This window comes from Rickettsiella massiliensis 20B (assembly GCF_000257395.1).
GTDB lineage: Bacteria > Pseudomonadota > Gammaproteobacteria > Diplorickettsiales > Diplorickettsiaceae > Diplorickettsia > Diplorickettsia massiliensis.
The window spans coordinates 308454-325263 of record NZ_AJGC01000002.1 but is presented as its reverse complement, the minus strand read 5'-3'; the positions used below and the strand labels follow the sequence as shown (position 1 = coordinate 325263).

Here is a 16810-nt window from a genome sequence, read left to right as displayed (position 1 = left end):
CTTATAGGCAGCTTAGCGAAAACTTAATCAATTTATATTCTGGGGCAGCAGTGAACTCCCCTCTGAACGTTCTTATTCTAAGCAGATTTTTCTGCACGCAACCCTTTTTTACATTAAAGCCCTCTTTTTCAACGAGTGATGTTCATACACTTACTTTGTCGTATCCTGTTCGTTAGCAAACCAATGTGCCCGTGCTTCCATAATAAATTGGCCGGCTTGTTCTCGACTCAACTCAACGAGATCCAGTAAATCATCGATGGATAACTCGGCTAAAGCTTCACGAGAAGAGACACCTTGCTTACTTAATTGTTGTGCTAACGTTTCAGTCATGCCAGTTAGCGAAAGTAAATCCTGATTGACCGTTACGTTTTGCGCACCACTTTTTTCTGCTACGGTGGTTTTCTCAGCTAAGATTTCTTTCGCACGATTTTGCAAGGCACTCACCAGTTCTTCATCAAACTCTTCGACCTCGAGCAGTTCATCTTCTGCAACATAAGCAATTTCTTCTAAACTCGTGAACCCTTCTCTTACCAGCACCTGTGCTAACTCTTCATCAATCCCTAATTGTTCGATAAATAGCTTTTGTAAGTTTTCGGATTCAAGCGCAACTTTTTTGGCCGCTTCTTCAACCGTAATGACGTTGATCGTCCATCCCGTTAATTCACTGGCAAGACGTACGTTTTGTCCATTCCGACCAATCGCTTGTGAAAGCTGGTCTTCTTGAACCGCCACATCCATAACATGCGTATCTTCATCCACAACAATGGACACGACTTCGGCCGGGGCCATGGCATTAATCGTGAGTTGAATCGGATTATCGTCCCATAATACAATATCAATACGTTCCCCCCCAATTCGCTGGAGACCGCTTGGACACGTGCACCACGCATTCCAACACAAGCGCCGATCGGATCAATTCGACCATCATTGGTTTTAACCGCTATTTTAGCACGAGATCCTGGGTCACGAGCGGCACTTTTTATTTCAATTAATTCTTCACCAATTTCAGGAACTTCTATTTTAAAAAGTTCAATTAACATTTCAGGACGAGTACGGCTCATGAGTAATTGTGGGCCACGAATCTGTGGGTTGACCTGATAGAGATAACCACGCAGTCGATCATCGGAACGGACTTCCTCACGAGGAATTAATTCTTCTCGCGGGATAAAGGCTTCAACGCCTCCTGTTAAGTCGAGGATCAAGCCATCTCGCATCACTCGTTTGACGGTGCCCGAAAGCAGTTGTCCGATCCGCTCGCGGTACGCTTCGGCTATTTTCGCACGCTCGGCTTCTCTGACCTTTTGAATAATCACTTGCTTAGCTGTTTGTGCGGCAATACGACCAAATTCCACAGAAGGCATGGGTTCTTCTATGACATCACCCAAATTAAGCGCGGGATTTTGTTTTTTCGCTTCACTCCAATGTAGGTGACGCAAAGGATCAAAGGGATCCTCTTCGGAAGACTCATTTGCAGTATCCGAAACCACTGTCCAACGACGAAACGTCTCATAGTCACCTGTCCGACGATTGATCGCAACACGCACATCAATATCTTGGCCTGCTTTTTTTCGAGTGGCCATCGCCAAAGCCGCTTCAATCGCTTCGAAAATCAGCTCTTTCTCGACTTCTTTTTCGTTCGATACGGTTTCTGCTACTAACAAAATTTCTTTTTTCACAGCCTGCCTCCGGTTATTTATTTATCTCAGGCAAAATATTTGCGCGCAGGATATTATCCCACTTTAATACCAAATCACCTGTCTCTTGGCTTAAAGTGAGGTGCTCGCCCTCAACGGATTTGAGTATGCCTTTCCACTTTCGTTGATTCTCAATGGCATAGTGCGTTTGAATTGCCACGTTCGCACCGATAAAACGATGACATTGTGCCAGCGTAAACAAACGTCGATCGATTCCAGGTGAAGAAACCTCTAACAGAAAATCAGCCGGCAGCGCCTCTTCCACTTCGATCAAGGCTTTAATTTGTCGCGCAACCCGCTCACAATCACCTAAATTAACTCCTTTTTCACTTTCGATATACACGCGTAATAAATTGTGTCTTCCTTGCGTCAAGCAAACACAACCCCATAGCTCATAACCTAAACTTTCGATGGCAGGGCGAATAATTTGTTCTATTGTAATGCTATTTTTCATCATGATTCACTAATCAAATTTCTTTCCACGGCTAAAGCCGGCGACTTGCATTCAAGTATTTTTTCCTAATTTTTTGGAAACATTTCAGCTTGTTGCAAGCGAAAACTATTTTAGATAAGACAACCCTGTAAACAAAGTGAAAAGAACCACATTTTCTTGTATTTGTGCTTAGCTTTTCTCTGCTATTCAAATTCAGTCTAACCAATAAAAAGCCCCTAATTGGGGCCCGTTTCATGCAAAATTGGTAGCGGGGGTAGGATTTGAACCTACGGCCTTCGGGTTATGAGCCCGACGAGCTACCAGACTGCTCCACCCCGCGATAGTGGCAGCGAGTATACCCCAGAAAGCACGTTCAATACAATGGGAAAAGGGTTTAAAGAGGCTAAAAGAAACCTCGTACAATGTAGATTATTGATGAGACAACCGAAGCCTAGCGAAGAAAATCTGTGGAACGGATTCACTCTTCGCGGCTTATGAGAGAGGATAAATAAGCTCTATACTCAGAAAAAAGCGTAGCGTTGACAACACAGAGATGGTAGCGGGGGTAGGATTTGAACCTACGGCCTTCGGGTTATGAGCCCGACGAGCTACCAGACTGCTCCACCCCGCGATAGAAGCATCGGATTCTACCTGAGTCCTCTCTAAATAACCAGCTACTTTTTTATCAGTTAATCGATTGTTTCTCTATTGAACAACGGAATATCTCCACCACCACGCAATGACTCTCTTTATGATTTTGTTCACAATAGAGAAAAATCCAGTCGGGTAATTATTCCATTTAAGCCGATTTTTTATCGGTTTGTTTGACCTGGATTCGGGTAACCTTCATTCAACAAATCTCCTATTATTTTTCATCAAGGGGTATCCGGTCGGTCCAGATCAATTTTCAAAGAATTAATATTCACACCTTCTTCATCTGCACTGACAACATCCAGAGCAGAAACGTTCAATTTAAAAAAAATCTGCTCTGGTAACCACGTTGACATCATTTCAGTTTTATTCTCTACAAAAACATCTTCATTACCTGCCTCAGCACGGAAATCTTTTTTCAAAGTAAACCGCCAAAGCCACTTTCTCTTTTTAAACGGTAAGGTTTGATTTGCAAAACTGAGTGTTCGTTTTTTATTTTCTCGATAATCACCCTCTTTCTGAAGAACGACACTTAAACTACTATTTTCTAAAAGGAGACTTTCCCTTTAGACAATAAAAATGGCTCGGGCGTAAGCGAAGGCAATAAGTGATGAGTCCTATCCGTCTGTCCGTCCTCGACTATCGTATCTGAACGTTTTGTCGAGAAAGATTGAATTAAAAAGCTATAGGATATAAAAAAGTACGTTGTCTATCTCTTTCATATTTAATTCCCTTTAGTTTTTTATTTTTTTCTGTATGCAAAACACTTATTTTTAACTTACCCTTGCTCTTATTAGCATGCTTATGGATTGAGTTAAAGAGTGCACAAAAAAGATTAATTTTAATTATAAAAACTGATTAGTATATATAAAATAGTTATTTATACTACTACCGTATTTTCTATATTTACTCGATTTCATTAAATTTAATCATCTTTTTCATATAATATTCTTGAGAGTTTAATTCTAATCGATTCATTTTATTAAAGGAATAAAACTTATTTTAACTAATTAATTTATTATTTTTAATTTAAAAATTAAATTAATTGTTTTATTTTTTATAAATAAAATAGTAATATTTATAGTGTTAGTATTATATGGAAGATTATGAAATTAGGAGGATTTTTATGCCTATAAGAAATATAGTAGGTATTAGAAAAAAACGCTTGATATCACAAATAATTTTTTTAAAGATATAAAAAAGTTTAAACCCGGAAGGGATAACTATGAGTTACAGTTTTTTCCTAGAGTAGAAAAATTTTTTTTAGACATAAAAAAATTAGGGAAAAAAGAACTTTCTTGTTACCTCAGACAACAACGCTATACTTGTAATATTGATCCGAATGATATAGAACATAAAACTAGAAATATTGACTTTTTCTATTGTTTAACTGCACTTATTATTTGTCATTATTCGGAAATTGACACACTCCGCTATTTTTTTCCTAAAGAATTTACTAAAAAGGAAGATAAACCTATTTACTCAAGTGACTCATGGAGAATAGTTCATTGGTTGCAAATATTAAGTTATTGGTTTCGTCAAATTTTTGGCAGAGAGAAGTATAAGAAAAATACTTTAATACAAGATTCTTTTCTTATTTTTGAAGCATTAAGATTTGTACGTCAAGCTATGAAATCTAATTATTATCTTATGTTAATTAATGCAGGGCCAGAAAATCTTTTCTCCTCTCACCTATATCTGTTAACAGCTTATATATTAGGCGTATCCACTCTTGACGTAAAACGTATTCATAATCTAAACATTCCAGGTGACTGTTCCCAGACTCGATGGAATATATTTTACACCGCAGAAGGAGAAATGGGCGTAGAAAATCAAAATGTTCCAGTAAATCATTAGAAAAAATAACATTAAAATAGAATAATCCATATGAAAAGCCCGTAACGCTATCTTTTTAGATACGTCGTGAGCATGATCAGTCTTGACATATAGGCATCCTGATAGATAGAAGTGAAGTAAATTCTATTTTATTTATCAGGTTTATTATGTTTAATATCAATAGTTTAGCAGCATCCTGCAGTTATTTGATACGAGAATAACACTATAATACTAAAAATAATGATCGAAAAGTGCTCTGCTTTACGCAGAATCGTATTGAAGATGCCCTTGTCGGTTTGCAATGAATCATTTAATGGAAAGAGTGAAGCGACTGTTAGCGTAATATACTTGAGTGGAAGATACTTTAATCAAATCGAGTAAATTTTCATTATCTAGCCGTAAAATATCAGTCAAAAATCAATCTAAATATGAGCTAGTCTTATTAATGTAGCAGAGACACTAATTGAGCCGTCTCAAAAAAATACTTTTCTTCCAGTAAAAAGAAGTTACATATATTAAAATCACAAATTATTATATATAAAAACAAGAAGTAAATTATTTATACGATTTTTTCAACTAGTACCTCGTTATAATCACGAAAAATTTTAGCGACTTTAACCTTAAAATTAGTTCAAATCACGTGACGACAGTGACCACGATTCGTTCGACATCCGGCATGCACGCGCGCTTCATCAAAGTACTTTATACGCCCGCCCCTATCAATAACTTTACGGCGTGATATATTGCCTGCTTCGCCCAGCAACGCACACCTCCTATCGTGGGCGCTTCCACTCACATTGCTGCGCAATGCTATCCTTCTCATCGAGAGGTCTTATGAAAAAGAGCAATGTATTTCATAGGAGTTACGCATTGACAAATGCTGCTATAAAATGCTAGTAAAGACAAAGCGATCGACAGCACGCTGCAATAAAAAACTCTATGTATCGTATTTATTAAGTGAGCCAAATTACACGAGTTGTATGAGGTTATCCAAAGTGATGGAAGCCGTATCACACGATAGTATTAATCGATTTTTAGAAAGAGAACGTTTCGGTCCGCAAGATTTATTTGCAGAAGAAACGGATAAGATAGAGTGGTCAAGAGGAGTTTTGAGTGTAGATGATTCTGTATTAGACAAACCCTATAGCGACTCCAAGAAAGCAAAATTTATCGATTATTTTTGGTCAGGGAAACACCATGCTGTTGTGAAAGGAATCAATATCATTACGCTATTCTATACAGATATTCACGGTATTTCTGTGCCGGTTAACTACCGATACCCCAGCCTGGAGAACTTGAAATTCATTCGAGGAAAGAAATTGAATTTTATGTTTGGGGTAGAAAGTAATCGCATTATTTCATCAGAACGAGGAAAATACATTCCAATACAAAAATTTGAAGATTGGTCTTCTGGTGCAATACATACTGTGTATTTAAAAGATTACGGTATGGTCAAGGTAGTTAGACAGTTATATAAAAACACATATCGTTACTGCATTTTAAGCACGGATGAATTAAATAATCTTGCATCAATAACACCCGTTGATTTTGAAAGGCTTCATAACACTCATTGGCGGATTGAACAATTCCATCGTGCTATTAAATAGCTGGGTCACATTGAACGCTTTCAAGTGCATAATGAAAATCCAATTAAAAATCATATACTTTGTGAGTTAAAAGCTTTTATTGAACTCGAGCTATTACGTTTCAATCGCATTATTTCTCATTGGTATGAACTTAGAGGAAATTTATATTTAACTACGATTCGAAACTTTATTGTTTCATATACAAAATTTCGAATCCCTGTCAATGCATAACTCCTAGAATCCATAAATTTGTATGCACCACGCTGAGTGATTGTGCATCATCGGTTCTCCAGAAAATGGGGTTGTTGTCATTTTTCTTTTATTTGTGAACTTTGTAACTGCGCCGCTCTTGCTTTATGGACGTTTAATTGTGGAGAAGAGGCTTTATTGATTGGGAGTCCAACCTCAACTAAGTCTGACGAAAAGGATCCTAATTCGACCATGCAGCTAAAAACCGGCGAACGAGCACGCCCATGAAAAAATTTTACTAGCGTTGCCGAAGAGCTCATTTGTATCTCATGCAAATCATTAACCGCGGCAAAGTGCGTGCCGTGGAATAGCCGGGGAACGTCTTAATAACCGATGCCTGCCTGCGACAGATCGAAGATGGGTTATATAGGGATAGATTTCTATCGCGATGACTCACTTCGATTGGCTGTTTTCCCGAAAAACTATCTCAATGAAGTATTTTTGGAAAAAGAAGCGCTGCTGTTTGCATAACGACTATCCCTTGCTTCTAAAAAAGAGGACTCAAAAGAAGCGAATATTTGCATCGGATTATCTTTAGACAAGGAAGAAATTGAAACTGTGTTTGCGGGCAAGGGTTTCCGAAGCGTCGCTCTCAATACGGGACAATCATTCTGTAACTCGGTAACAGGAGGTATAGCGCTTGTCGAAGCACACATATTTTTTTGTGGGTGCGGAATTAATGATTCTTCTGGAGTGGTCGCTGACTGTTGCGCAAAATGGGCGAACAGTTTTTTTGCTGTGGCCGGACGTTCAGAACGAGAGACTGGTTTTTTTACGAGGTTTTCATTCTACTTTTTCCCTAAAGGTTAGATCGCTTGATATCCCATTTTTTGCAGCATTTACACGCAGACAAAACAAACATCATTGCTTATATAACGCCACACCACAGAGCTCCATCAACTCAACAAAGTTTTTTCCAGCTTGTGTCGGATTACGCTGCCAATAAACACTCAAATAACTTTCTATAAGAAACCGATAATCCGGTTGTATTAAAATCTTGAAGACTTTTTCAGCCTCTGCAAGATGTTGTCGATAATAGATTGCATTTTGAAACAACAGTGCCGCCAACAAGGTAGCTTTAAAAACCTGGCGTGCGGACTCCCCTTCATAAAAACCGTGCAAACACTCTTCAAAAGCACGTGCTCTATCCCAATCACGCCAAGCCTGATAAAACTGCAGTGCTTGCTCTAAATGCGGCTCACTGAAATGATCCCTTTCGCTGGGCTTGAAATGTAAAAATAAACCGCATCGCCGGAATACTGGCTTCAAGATTGGCCCAAGAACAATTCCCTTGCGTTTGCGGTGGAATAGGCAAATGCCCGATTACCGTTAATCCTAACACGTGGTGAATCGTTTTAGTGATAAATTCGCGGGTTTGTCGTTGATAGATTATTTTTTTAATGAACTCAGCATTCCATCGATCAAGGTAATTGATGCGATAGATCACTACCGTACCTTCCCGTTGACTATTTTCACCGCGATCACAGCGAATCAACCACGATTTATATTTGATAAATGAAATCGCATGCCCTTCATACGCGACCGGAAGCAACAAAAGTGTTTGCTGCTCCAATAAAGCATCAATCGTATGTCGGTAGTGCTCGATATTAATCGTATAACGTTGATACTGGAGTAAGGCTTGTGCCGTCGTAAACGCATCGATGATTTGCGTAAATTGATTAAACTGTGCACGCAACGACCGTGCTGAAAAATGATTCTTATACCGGCGTAATGAATCGATGATCACATCCAGTGTAAACTCTAAAAAAAATCCTTCATAGTCGACTTCGATAAAGCGTCCTTGCGGATTAACGATATCGACCGTACCGGATAATTCATAGCGATGTCCAATGAGCTTCGCCAAAATAAAATCTTGTGCAAAACTCAGTTTGGCGCCAAAACGATAAAGGAGTTGTTTCAATTCGGTTTGTCGGCGAAGTAATGGATAAACAAGCACCGGTTGACCCGCCATCGTGACCGCATTCGGATTCGCTTTATTTGCCAACAACAATTCACAAAGCGGTAAATTACAATTATCCACCGCCCAGTGTAATGCTGAACGACCCGTCGCATCCGTTTGCTGAATATCTGCGCCATATTCCAGAAGCAACGCCGCAACGTCCGGTTTATTTGCAATCGCCGCTTCAATCAGAGGCGTAAAACCATATTCATCGATTTCTTCAATATCAGCACCGGCCTGAATAGACGCTTCGACGCTTTCTAAGGTTCCAAATAAAATTTGGTTGGCAAATGAATTCATATCAACGAGAAAGCGTTACACTTTTTCTTCGTCCTAGACTGTTACTTTGACGCAAGCGATTTTCATTCCGTAATTCTGGATAACGCTCTTTCGCTTGTTCATTCTGTTCAGGATTGGCGGTTAGTTTCGGGTCATCGCCACTAAATTGTTGACTATGGGCCAGCAAAGGATGACTAGAGGGTAACTCACCGCCACACCCAGAAGAAGGTCTTTTTCGGCCCAATAAATGATTCGGATCTTCTGTAAAAGGCACTGGGCCCCATTTTTTTTCTCCTTGTCGACGTTGCTGAGTAAAAAAAGCCCTTAAATAGGCGTCCATCTCGTCAACACCTAAAGTAATCCGGCCGGCGCCGTCATCGTCTTCGTCCTTCTTGCTTTCTAACACAGCGTGTCGAAACTGATTCGCTGCGGTGTGATTTTGTCCCAGGTTTAGATTGTGTATTTTTTTAAGTAAATCAGACATACCCATAACCTTAGCAAAAGAACGATGCGTGAAATTATTTTAACCTAAAATAGTGATAGACTCTAAATCTATCTCTCTCGCATTGACAATCCACCCTATCCCCTCCTTTAATGGGATTCGCCCCCTAAATATTTCTCAGCTAACATCTCGGCAATTTGCAGCGTATTTAATGCCGCGCCTTTACGGATATTATCCGACACCACCCAAAGATTGAGACCACAAGGATCCGTTAAATCTTGCCGAACCCGTCCGACGAGGACAGCATCTTGATAGCGTTCTTGAGTTTGCAAACTCGGCATCGGATATCCTCCACTGACCAGACGATCCAATAATACGACACCGGGTGCTTTTTTAAGGAGTCGTTTGGCCACTTCAGGTGTTATTTCTGCTTTGGTCTGAATGTGAATCGCTTCAGAATGGCCATAAAATACGGGAACACGAACCGCCGTCGGATTCACTTGAATCTGTGTATCTTCAAATATTTTGTGCGTTTCCCAAACCATTTTCATCTCTTCACGGGTATAACCATTGTCTTGAAATTCATCAATCTGTGGAATCACATTAAAAGCAATTTGTTGACGGATCGCTTTGGGTGGTTTGATCGGATGACCATTTAAAAGACGTCCGGATTGATCAATCAGTTCTTGAAAGGCCGCGCGACCGGCGCCAGAAACGGATTGGTAAGTCGCCACATTAATACGTCGAATGCCTACCGCATCGTAAAGTGGCTTTAACGCGACCAACATTTGAATCGTTGAACAATTTGGATTGGCAATAATGCCTCGCTGAGTATAACCGGCCAGAGCTTGTGGATTCACTTCTGGAATAACTAACGGAACCTCTTCGTCATATCGAAACTGTGAAGTATTATCAATGACAATGCTGCCTTGTTCTGCAGCAATCGGGGCATACACTTTAGAAACAGCTGCGCCGGCTGAAAATAAAGCAATATCCACTTGACTAAAGTCAAACCCTTCCAAAGGTTCGACTTCATAAGTGTGCTTGTTAAACTTCAACGTTTCACCAGAAGAACGAGCACTGGCTAATAAATATAATTCATCTACTGGGAAATCACGTTCTGCCAGTAATGTTAACAAAGCACGACCGACAATACCCGTCGCCCCAACAATCGCCAAATTAAATCTTTTTTTGGACATGGATCAATTGCTCTCGTGTTAATAAAAAAACTTCGGCCTCACCGTGTTCGAATTCTAACCAAATAAAAGGTAGATGAGGATAATGCCGAACTAAAGCCGATTTACTGTTCCCCACTTCCACGATCAAGAGTCCGTTTTCTTGGAGATGTTCAGGCGCTTGAACCAACAGGGTATGAATAAAATCGAGTCCTTCTTCTCCAGAAGCTAATGCCAGAGCGGGCTCATGTCGATATTCATCGGGTAAATTTGCAAAATCCAACGCATCCACATAAGGAGGATTACTAATAATCAATTGATAACGTCTTCCTTGTAAATTTTCAAACCCATCGGATTGAATCAATTGGACGCGATCAGCACAATGATGTTGTTGGACGTTCATCTCAGCCACGTTTAATGCATCGCGCGAAATATCCACCGCGTCGATCTTGGCCTGCGGCAAAGCCACCGCACAAGCAATCGCAATACAACCACTGCCCGTTCCCAAATCAAGAATCGAATCAATGCTTTCCTGCTCCAACCATGGCGAAAATTGATGTTCAATTAATTCAGCCAAAGGAGAACGTGGAATTAAAACACGCGGGTCGACATAGAAAGGTAGGCCTGCAAACCAAGCTTGATTAACGAGATAAGCCGTAGGGAGACGTTGCAGGATACGTTGCTCAATTTTTTGAACCAGCGCAATACTTTCTTCTTCAGTCAACATCGGGCCCAATTTTAAGGTTGCCAAAACCAAATAAACAATCTCATCCCAAGGGTTGTCTGTACCCTGTCCATAATAAAGTTCAGAACATTGAAATTGTGTTAACCCCCAACGTAAAAAATCACGTACCGTCATCAACCGGGTCATCATCTTTTGGATTTCGGCCTGAGTGCGTGGTGGTTTAAATAAAGGCACGAAGTGAACTCTCTCTGAATGTTAATGGGGTTCAAGGGTAGCCTGTACGCGAAGAGTAATCAATAGATTAATCGATTGATTCAAGATTAACTAAAAACTAAATCCACTCTATAATAGCTTTATTTCTTGCCTACTTTTCGAGAAACAAATTATGACTTCTGACTCGATTAATCGATCCATCATTGATATCGACCCTGAGAAAAATGCTTCCCCGCTCTCACGACAAATACTCAATTTACTTCGCAAAGAACTTCCTAGTTTACAAAAGAGTATAAATAAAGCATTCGATTTAAAACAAAAAGAAAAATTGAATCAATTGCTTCATAAATTGTCTTCTTCTTGTATTTATTGTCGCTTAACCCAGTTGAAAGCCAGCCTGATTACATTAAACAGCTCAATCAAAAATGGATTATTCCGTCAGAAAGAACTGGATCATCTCAATCAAGAAATTGAGCGGGTGTTGACTGAATTAGAAAAGTTGAATTAGATTTTATCACTAGAAAAACAATTAGTCGTTCATCGCTTTTCTAGTGATGGAACCATGGTTTGAAGATCAGAAACAATTAATCGTTTGTACGTTCAACCAGTTCAACAATCGCCATCGGCGCTTTATCACCCTCACGGTAACCACATTTTAAAATACGAAGATAGCCACCGGGACGTTGTTTAAAACGCGGGGCAATCACACCAAAGAGTGTTGAAACGGCTTCTTTATCACGTAAGCGATCAAAAACAAGGCGGCGGCGTGCCACGCCATCTACTTTCGCTAACGTAATTAAAGGCTCAGCCACACGGCGTAGTTCTTTTGCCTTAGCCAATGTCGTACAAATCATTTCTTGTTTAAGTAACGACGAAGTCATATTACGAAACATCGCTTGCCTGTGGCTGGATGTCCGCCCTAATCTTCGACCTGAATTAAGATGACGCATAATCGCACTAAGCCTCTACATTAATTTTTATTAATCTCTTCATCTGATTCTCTGCTCACCGTATTTTCATCTTCTGTCTTTTTTTGCGGCAAAAGATGTTGAGCAGGAATCTCCATGCCTAAAGATAGGCCACGTTTTTGTAATGCTGTTTTAATTTCCCATAACGAAACTTTACCTAAGTTCGGAGTGGATAACAGCTCTTGTTCCGTTTTTTGTACTAAATCACAAATCAAGTAAAGATGCTCGGCCTTTAAGCAGTTAGCCGCTCTCACCGTTAACTCTAATTCATCCACTGGAAGCAATAAGATGGGATTAAAGTCGGCATCCGGCTCAACTAATTCAGGCTCGGCTTCTTTTTTCAATTCAACGAAAGTCGATAATTGTTCTTGGATAATCGTCGCCGCACGACGTATCGCTTCTTCTGGCTCAATCGTACCGTTTGTTTCTAGATCAATCACCAATTTATCTAAATCGGTACGTTGTTCAACCCGTGCATTTTCAACAGAGTAGGTTACGCGTAGAATTGGATTAAAACGTGCGTCTAATTGTAGCGCGCCCACTTCACTGCTGTGATATTCATCATTTTTACGTAAGGAAGCAGGTTGATAACCACGTCCTCGTGCGACTTTCAGTGTCATTTTAAATGGATTAGGCTTGGTTAGATGCGCAATCACAAAGTCTGGGTTTTTGACTTCAACATCATGTGGCAAACTAATATCCCCAGCAAGAACCGGGCCCACGGTATTTTTTGATAACTCAAGTGTCACTTCATCTCGTTCGTGAATCACAAATGCAACGTTTTTCAAATTGAGCAAAATGTCAATAATATCTTCTTGAACGCCATCTAAAGAACTATATTCATGAAGCACGTTTTCAATTTTCACTTCAACGACCGCACAACCTGGCATCGAAGAAAGAAGTACACGACGCAGATTATTACCTAACGTATGACCAAATCCCGCCTCAAAGGGTTGCAAGGTAATCAACGCCCTATTTGGGGAGAGGGTATGCACATCAATGGTCTGAGGCGTCAAAAACTTTTTAACATTCGTCAACATAGTTTACCTGCTTACTTGGAGTAATATTCAACGACTAGACTTTCATTAAACTCGGAAGGCAACTCACTTCGTTCAGGAATCAATTTAATGATACCCTGCATTTTCGTGGTATCAATATCAATCCAAGCTGGTAATGCTGCCTGAACACGCGTCTGAGACTTACATTTTTCAACCACTTCAATTACATCACCCACTTCAACGGCATAAGAAGGGATGTTAACAATTTGGTCATTTACTTTGATCGCACGATGTGAAACGAGTTGTCTTGCTTCGGCGCGCGTTGCAGCAAGACGATAGACGATGTTATCTAAACGCGTCTCTAACAATTTCAGTAAATTTTCACCGGTAATGCCCTTGGCTTTGGAAGCTTTCGCATAGTAATTACGGAATTGTTTCTCTAGAACACCATAGGTACGACGAATTAATTGCTTTTGTCTTAACATCACACCGTAGTCGGAAAGACGACCACGCTTTGCCCCATGCATACCAGGAGGTGTTACTAACTTGCATTTACTGTTTATTGCACGAATGCCACTTTTAAGTTGTAAATCAGTACCTAAGCGACGTGCTAATTTACAAGTTGGTCCTCGGTATCTAGCCATTAATTTAATTACTCCCGTTGAATATTTTTATCTAAACTCGACGTTTTTTAGGGGGACGGCAACCGTTATGCGGAATACCTGTCACGTTGATAATTTGCGTGACTTCAATGTCTTTATTTTTTAGCGCCATGACTGCTTGCTCGGATCCTTGACCTGGACCTTTAATTCGAACTTCAATACGACCCAAATTATGCTTGTACTTCGCTCGATATTTTTCACAAGCGCGTTCAATCGCTTTTTCAAAGGCCACACGCGCCGCAAAAGCTGTCCCCTTGCGCCTGCTGAAGAGATACCTAAAGTATCGCCTCCTTTACGAATGCAAATTAATAGTATTGTTAAATGAAGTGGTTAAATGAACCACAGCATCCGGTATCACTTCTTTACGTTTACGTAGAGGCCCGGAGGAAGCTTTATCAGCCATCGTGGGCTGACTCGTGTGTGAAGTATAATCTGACATAAGTAATTGAATATCCAGTTAATTGGAGGATAATATCCTAAGCATGAGCAGCTAATCCTTGCGAATCATTTTGCGAGGGCCTTTTCGAGTACGCGCATTCGTACGTGTCCGTTGACCACGTACTGGAAGACTCCTTCGGTGTCGAATACCTCGATAGCACCCTAAATCCATTAAACGCTTAATACTAATTGCGACTTCCCGTCGTAAATCACCCTCTATCTTATAATTAAGCAACTGTTGACGAATCGCCTCGAGTTGAGTGTCGAGAAGGTCTTTAACCTTTGTTTCGGGAGGAATTCCAAGCGTGACACAAATTTTTTGAGCACGGGAACGTCCTAGACCATAGATAGCCGTTAGGCCTATGACCACATGTTTATTGACTGGTATATTGACACCGGCTATTCGAGCCATTTTTAACTCCAAACCCTTATAATATAATTAGAAGATGTATCAGAAGGCGCAGTAGGGTATCTTACTCCTACCAAAAAATCAACAGCAGACTTGACTTCAAACAGCATGCCGCAGGTGATTTTATTACCCTCAAACGATGAAAGAGAAAACCAACGAACTCCTACCCTTGACGCTGTTTATGGCGCGCTTCCGCTGAGCAGATAACTCGTAAGCAACCTTTACGTTTAATGATCTTGCAATGATTGCATATTTTTTTTATCGATGCTTTAACTTTCATAATAACCTCAAAATTAGGCGGCCGGAGCATGCGTTTATTTCATACCGACAGCCATCAAGATAAAATCTAGTGTAAACCGGATGTCTTCTTAGAGAAACCCTTTAAATTCGCTTTTCTCAACAAAGACTCATATTGCTGAGACATCAATAATGACTGAACCTGGACCATAAAGTCCATAATCACCACCACAATAATGAGCAAGGAGGTCCCGCCAAAATAAAAGGGGACGTGCCAAGCCATAATCATAAACTCAGGCAAGAGAGCCACTAACGCCAGGTAGATACACCCTACCAAAGTTAAACGTGTCATCGTGGCGTCAATATAACGAGCACTTTGTTCACCGGGACGTATCCCTGGGATAAAGGCACCGGATTTCTTTAAATTATCGGCTGTCTCTCGTGGATTAAACACGAGGGCCGTATAAAAGAAGGAAAAGAATACTATCGCGGCTGTAAATAGCAAAATATAAGGTAATTGTCCGGGTGAAAGCCAAAAACTGACTTTTGATAACCAACCCATTCCTTTGACATTCGAAAACCACTGCGCAAAGGTGGCCGGCAACATCATAATGCTCGAAGCAAAGATCGGCGGAATCACACCAGCCATATTGATTTTTAGTGGCAAATGGCTCATTTGCGCACTAAACACTTTACGCCCTTGCTGGCGCTGCGGATAATTAACCGTAATACGGCGCTGTCCACGTTCCATAAAGACAACAAATGCGGTCACCAACAAAGTAACCGCTAAAATACAAATCAGAGTCAAAAACTGGATTTGTCCTTGTCGGAGCTGTTCCAAAGACTTCGCAATCGCAGAGACAATACCTGAAAAGATGATCAGGGATATTCCATTACCAATGCCGCGCTCGGTAATTTGTTCGCCTAACCACATCAAAAAAACAGTTCCGGTCACGAGGGTCACTGTGGCCACAAAATAGAAAAATAACCCTGGATTCAATACGACTTGGTGACTGACAAGCCACTTAGCCATGCCCACAGACTGGACCGTAGCCAGGAGGACAGTTCCATAGCGCGTATATTGATTAATCTTACGACGGCCCGCCTCACCCTCTTTTTTAAGTTGTTCTAAGGTCGGTACAACCGACGTTAACAGCTGGACAATAATAGAAACCGAAATGTAAGGTAGAAGCCCTAGCGCAAAGACGGTAAATCGGGAAAGTGCCCCGCCCGAAAACATGTTAAATAGTCCTAATATGCCATTACTTTGGTGACTAAATAATTCAGCAAGCCGCGTTGGATCTAACCCAGGGACCGGGACATGGGCACCTATCCGATAAACCAGTATCGCTAACAAAACAAACAGCAAACGGCGCTTGAGTTCAAACATACCGCCGTTTTGCGCTTTTTTAGGGGGCATAGAAGCTGTGAGCGGACGACGGCTGGCTTTATTCATTTATTCCTCTACGCAACCACCGAGCGCTTCAATCGAAGCACGTGCTCCCTTAGAAACTTTCAAACCTTTTACCGTGATTTTCTTCGTTAACGTACCGGTATTAATCAGCTTAATCGTTTGGACGCTTGCTTTAACCAGCTTTGCCGCTTTGAGTGATTCAATACTGACTAAATCGCCTTCTACTTTATTCAAGAAATCGAGGCGAAACACTTGGTGAGTATTGTCACGAATCGGTGTAAACCCAAATTTAGGTAAACGGCGTTGTAAAGGTGATTGCCCCCCTTCAAAACCAAGTTTATGAAATCCACCGGCGCGAGCATGTTGCCCTTTATGACCACGTCCACTGGTTTTACCCAAGCCGGAGCCAATACCTCGTCCAAGACGCTTCGGTGCAGTTTTTGCACCCGGTGCGGGTTTTATTGTATTTAAATACATAAGA

20 protein-coding genes, 2 tRNA genes and 2 pseudogenes are annotated in these 16810 nt (G+C 40.7%); 3 read left to right on the top strand and 21 right to left on the bottom strand.

Annotated elements, in window-relative coordinates:
- Positions 1-150 precede the first annotated feature (150 nt).
- The 5 genes and pseudogenes from nusA to S3O_RS0107405 all read right to left on the bottom strand — a co-directional run bounded on the left by nusA (position 151) and on the right by S3O_RS0107405 (position 3200).
- Positions 151-1676 (bottom strand): annotated as a pseudogene (nusA, locus tag S3O_RS14300) (transcription termination factor NusA).
- Between the two features lie 13 nt (positions 1677-1689).
- Positions 1690-2151, bottom strand: a complete 462-nt coding sequence (rimP, locus tag S3O_RS0107420) for a ribosome maturation factor RimP (RefSeq protein WP_029463719.1) — start codon at positions 2149-2151, stop codon at positions 1690-1692.
- Positions 2152-2390: 239 nt separating this feature from the next.
- Positions 2391-2467, bottom strand: a tRNA-Met gene (locus S3O_RS0107415).
- A gap of 214 nt (positions 2468-2681) precedes the next feature.
- Positions 2682-2758 (bottom strand) — tRNA-Met (locus S3O_RS0107410).
- A gap of 244 nt (positions 2759-3002) precedes the next feature.
- Positions 3003-3200, bottom strand: coding sequence for a hypothetical protein (locus S3O_RS0107405; protein ID WP_010598450.1), 198 nt, complete (start codon positions 3198-3200; stop codon positions 3003-3005).
- 1090 nt (positions 3201-4290) lie between these two features.
- Here S3O_RS0107405 and S3O_RS0107395 point away from each other — a divergent pair.
- The gene (locus tag S3O_RS0107395; RefSeq protein WP_010598449.1) at positions 4291-4635 is read left to right on the top strand and encodes a hypothetical protein; all 345 of its coding nucleotides are present in this window, start codon (positions 4291-4293) and stop codon (positions 4633-4635) included.
- 610 nt (positions 4636-5245) lie between these two features.
- On the opposite strand, the gene S3O_RS17400 is transcribed toward S3O_RS0107395, so the two are convergent.
- Positions 5246-5410: a hypothetical protein gene (locus tag S3O_RS17400; protein WP_156792815.1), complete on the bottom strand. Its 165-nt coding sequence runs from the start codon at positions 5408-5410 to the stop codon at positions 5246-5248.
- A 199-nt stretch (positions 5411-5609) separates the two neighbouring features.
- Here S3O_RS17400 and S3O_RS14295 point away from each other — a divergent pair, with 199 nt between their 5' ends.
- Positions 5610-6221 carry a hypothetical protein gene (locus S3O_RS14295; protein ID WP_202798022.1) on the top strand — a complete coding sequence of 204 codons (612 nt, stop codon included), beginning with the start codon at positions 5610-5612 and terminating at the stop codon, positions 6219-6221.
- A 287-nt stretch (positions 6222-6508) separates the two neighbouring features.
- Here S3O_RS14295 and S3O_RS0107385 read toward each other — a convergent pair whose 3' ends face one another.
- From S3O_RS0107385 to prmB, 7 genes are all read right to left on the bottom strand, one after another.
- On the bottom strand, positions 6509-6724 hold the full coding sequence (locus S3O_RS0107385) for a hypothetical protein (protein WP_156792814.1): 216 nt from the start codon (positions 6722-6724) through the stop codon (positions 6509-6511).
- Between the two features lie 147 nt (positions 6725-6871).
- Complete coding sequence (locus tag S3O_RS17395; protein ID WP_156792813.1) at positions 6872-7105, bottom strand: hypothetical protein; 234 nt, start codon at positions 7103-7105, stop codon at positions 6872-6874.
- Positions 7106-7310: 205 nt separating this feature from the next.
- Entirely contained in the window at positions 7311-7718 is a 408-nt protein-coding gene (locus S3O_RS17790) for a hypothetical protein (protein WP_192805912.1), read from the bottom strand.
- Positions 7648-8709 (bottom strand): ankyrin repeat domain-containing protein, encoded by a 1062-nt coding sequence (locus tag S3O_RS14290; RefSeq protein ID WP_050816861.1) that lies wholly within the window; start codon positions 8707-8709, stop codon positions 7648-7650. Before S3O_RS14290 ends, S3O_RS17790 begins: the two co-directional genes overlap by 71 nt.
- 1 nt (position 8710) lies before the next feature.
- Entirely contained in the window at positions 8711-9172 is a 462-nt protein-coding gene (locus S3O_RS0107370; protein ID WP_010598446.1) for a hypothetical protein, read from the bottom strand.
- 107 nt (positions 9173-9279) lie between these two features.
- The gene (locus S3O_RS0107365; protein WP_010598445.1) at positions 9280-10329 is read right to left on the bottom strand and encodes an aspartate-semialdehyde dehydrogenase; all 1050 of its coding nucleotides are present in this window, start codon (positions 10327-10329) and stop codon (positions 9280-9282) included.
- Positions 10310-11224 carry a 50S ribosomal protein L3 N(5)-glutamine methyltransferase gene (prmB, locus tag S3O_RS0107360; protein WP_010598444.1) on the bottom strand — a complete coding sequence of 305 codons (915 nt, stop codon included), beginning with the start codon at positions 11222-11224 and terminating at the stop codon, positions 10310-10312. Before prmB ends, S3O_RS0107365 begins: the two co-directional genes overlap by 20 nt.
- A gap of 151 nt (positions 11225-11375) precedes the next feature.
- On the opposite strand from prmB, the gene S3O_RS0107355 reads away from it, so the two are divergent.
- Positions 11376-11711 carry an Hpt domain-containing protein gene (locus S3O_RS0107355; protein ID WP_010598443.1) on the top strand — a complete coding sequence of 112 codons (336 nt, stop codon included), beginning with the start codon at positions 11376-11378 and terminating at the stop codon, positions 11709-11711.
- 76 nt (positions 11712-11787) lie between these two features.
- Here S3O_RS0107355 and rplQ read toward each other — a convergent pair whose 3' ends face one another.
- The 8 genes and pseudogenes from rplQ to rplO all read right to left on the bottom strand — a co-directional run bounded on the left by rplQ (position 11788) and on the right by rplO (position 16806).
- Positions 11788-12153, bottom strand: a complete 366-nt coding sequence (rplQ, locus tag S3O_RS0107350) for a 50S ribosomal protein L17 (protein WP_029463717.1) — start codon at positions 12151-12153, stop codon at positions 11788-11790.
- Between the two features lie 20 nt (positions 12154-12173).
- On the bottom strand, positions 12174-13211 hold the full coding sequence (locus S3O_RS0107345) for a DNA-directed RNA polymerase subunit alpha (RefSeq protein ID WP_010598441.1): 1038 nt from the start codon (positions 13209-13211) through the stop codon (positions 12174-12176).
- Positions 13212-13222: 11 nt separating this feature from the next.
- Complete coding sequence (gene rpsD, locus S3O_RS0107340; RefSeq protein WP_010598440.1) at positions 13223-13813, bottom strand: 30S ribosomal protein S4; 591 nt, start codon at positions 13811-13813, stop codon at positions 13223-13225.
- A gap of 31 nt (positions 13814-13844) precedes the next feature.
- Positions 13845-14084: pseudogene (locus S3O_RS20695) on the bottom strand (small ribosomal subunit protein uS11); the annotation flags it as partial.
- 237 nt (positions 14085-14321) lie between these two features.
- A complete protein-coding gene (rpsM, locus tag S3O_RS0107330; protein ID WP_010598437.1) occupies positions 14322-14681 on the bottom strand; it encodes a 30S ribosomal protein S13 in 360 nt (119 codons plus the stop codon).
- Between the two features lie 160 nt (positions 14682-14841).
- Complete coding sequence (gene rpmJ, locus S3O_RS16605; protein ID WP_010598436.1) at positions 14842-14958, bottom strand: 50S ribosomal protein L36; 117 nt, start codon at positions 14956-14958, stop codon at positions 14842-14844.
- Positions 14959-15024: 66 nt separating this feature from the next.
- Entirely contained in the window at positions 15025-16371 is a 1347-nt protein-coding gene (gene secY, locus S3O_RS0107325) for a preprotein translocase subunit SecY (RefSeq protein WP_010598435.1), read from the bottom strand.
- Positions 16372-16806, bottom strand: a complete 435-nt coding sequence (rplO, locus tag S3O_RS0107320; protein ID WP_010598434.1) for a 50S ribosomal protein L15 — start codon at positions 16804-16806, stop codon at positions 16372-16374. It abuts the gene before it with no gap.
- Positions 16807-16810 lie beyond the last annotated feature (4 nt).

Excerpts from the sequence above, each read along its gene's own strand:
- rimP (WP_029463719.1), bottom strand. The coding sequence starts at position 2,151 with ATGATGAAAAATAGCATTACAATAGAACAAATTATTCGCCCTGCCATC.
- S3O_RS17395 (WP_156792813.1), bottom strand. The coding sequence starts at position 7,105 with ATGTGTGCTTCGACAAGCGCTATACCTCCTGTTACCGAGTTACAGAAT.
- S3O_RS14290 (WP_050816861.1), bottom strand. The coding sequence starts at position 8,709 with ATGAATTCATTTGCCAACCAAATTTTATTTGGAACCTTAGAAAGCGTC.
- S3O_RS0107370 (WP_010598446.1), bottom strand. The coding sequence starts at position 9,172 with ATGTCTGATTTACTTAAAAAAATACACAATCTAAACCTGGGACAAAAT.
- S3O_RS0107365 (WP_010598445.1), bottom strand. The coding sequence starts at position 10,329 with ATGTCCAAAAAAAGATTTAATTTGGCGATTGTTGGGGCGACGGGTATT.
- S3O_RS0107355 (WP_010598443.1), top strand. The coding sequence starts at position 11,376 with ATGACTTCTGACTCGATTAATCGATCCATCATTGATATCGACCCTGAG.
- rplQ (WP_029463717.1), bottom strand. The coding sequence starts at position 12,153 with ATGCGTCATCTTAATTCAGGTCGAAGATTAGGGCGGACATCCAGCCAC.
- S3O_RS0107345 (WP_010598441.1), bottom strand. The coding sequence starts at position 13,211 with ATGTTGACGAATGTTAAAAAGTTTTTGACGCCTCAGACCATTGATGTG.
- rpsD (WP_010598440.1), bottom strand. The coding sequence starts at position 13,813 with ATGGCTAGATACCGAGGACCAACTTGTAAATTAGCACGTCGCTTAGGT.
- rpsM (WP_010598437.1), bottom strand. The coding sequence starts at position 14,681 with ATGGCTCGAATAGCCGGTGTCAATATACCAGTCAATAAACATGTGGTC.
- rpmJ (WP_010598436.1), bottom strand. The coding sequence starts at position 14,958 with ATGAAAGTTAAAGCATCGATAAAAAAAATATGCAATCATTGCAAGATC.
- secY (WP_010598435.1), bottom strand. The coding sequence starts at position 16,371 with ATGAATAAAGCCAGCCGTCGTCCGCTCACAGCTTCTATGCCCCCTAAA.
- rplO (WP_010598434.1), bottom strand. The coding sequence starts at position 16,806 with ATGTATTTAAATACAATAAAACCCGCACCGGGTGCAAAAACTGCACCG.